The following is a 1339-nucleotide window of genomic DNA, read 5'->3' as shown; positions in this document are numbered from 1 at the left end:
TGGAAGGACCAGGAGTGCAGGGTGGCGCGTTGGGGCTTCCTCAGCCGTACCCGTTCGCGGATGCCCGTGAGTTCTTCCAGGGCGATGCCGCGTGCGGTGCGTTGGGCCGCCGCCACGATGCTCTTGCTGATCTTGTGGTTGATGTCGCGGGCCCGCCGCTTCTCCTTGCCCGCGTGCTTCTTCGCTCGCCGCTTGGCGGACTTGGTGTTCTTCTTCTGCAGCTTGGTGCGCAGCTTCCGGTCGTTCTCGCGGCGCCGGTTCATCCGGCGCCCGCTGTGCCGGGTGCCGTCCGTGGTGGAGGCGATGTTCACGATGCCCAGATCCACCCCGAGGAAGGCAACCGGGTGGGTGTTCAGCGCGGCCTCGGCGATCTCGCACGTGGCCAGGAGGTACCAGGCGCCATCCCGGTGCAGCAGGTCCGACTCGCCTTGCCGGTGTGCGGCGAGAGAGGCGAGCTGCCCGGCCTGCCCCGTGAACGCCACGCCCTTGAGGCGTCCGGCCGTGGTCCAGATCGAGACCGTGCGCTGCTCGTGCTGCCAGGACAGCATCCGGTCGTCGTACGGCTGGGCGGCATCTTTGCGGAAGGAGAGCGGCTTACCCGCCGCCTTGGCGTACCGCTGGGAACCCCGGCGGCCGTAGCTCCCAGCCTTCAGATTCGCCCGCAAGGTGGCGTAGGCGTCGGCGGTCTTCTTGATGCTGTGCTGGGCGGCCTGCGCGCCAAGCCCCCACCGCTCCTTGACCGTGGCGTAGCAACGGTCTCGCAGCGCGCGGTTGGTGGTGGTCTTCGCCGCGAAGCCGGTGGCCGACACCCAGGAGGCCGCCTCGTTGCAGGCGTGCAGGGTCGCCTCAAGTACCGCCGCCTGTACGGGCGTCGGCAGGAGTTTGACCCGCACCACCAGCTTCATGACCGCGAGGCTAACACTCCTACAATCAGTCCATGTCACCCCGATGGGAACCAAACCCCGATCTGAGAAGGGGTAGAACAGTTGTCTACACCCTCCATGCACACTTGGTCTTCACCCCGAAGTATCGACGCGGCCCCTTCACCGACGAGATCCTCGTCCGTTGCGAGGAGGTCATGCGAGATGTCTGCGCCGACTTCGGAGCGGAACTGACCGAGTTCAACGGCGAAACCGACCACGTCCACCTCCTCGTGCACTATCCCCCCAAGGTCGCCCTGTCCCGCCTGGTCGGCTCACTCAAAGGCGTCTCCGCACGACGTCTGCGGCAGGAGTTCCCCGACCACATCCGCCGCTACCTCTGGGGCGACCACTTCTGGTCCCCGTCCTACTTCGCCGCCTCCGCCGGAGGAGCCCCACTCAAGGCCATCAAGGAGTAC

2 protein-coding genes are annotated in these 1339 nt (G+C 66.8%); one reads left to right on the top strand and one right to left on the bottom strand.

The window, feature by feature from the left end:
* The coding region (locus ACZ4WS_RS47765; RefSeq protein ID WP_467990506.1) for a transposase at nucleotides 1-905 on the bottom strand (905 nt) is incomplete at its 3' end.
* A 32-nt stretch (nucleotides 906-937) separates the two neighbouring features.
* Between ACZ4WS_RS47765 and tnpA the strand changes: the two genes are divergently transcribed.
* The coding region (tnpA, locus tag ACZ4WS_RS47760) for an IS200/IS605 family transposase (protein WP_467990504.1) at nucleotides 938-1339 on the top strand (402 nt) is incomplete at its 3' end.

The organism is Streptomyces sp. NPDC029292 (assembly GCF_055569295.1).
Note: the sequence above shows the minus strand (reverse complement) of the source record. Positions and strands in the feature narration are given on the sequence as shown.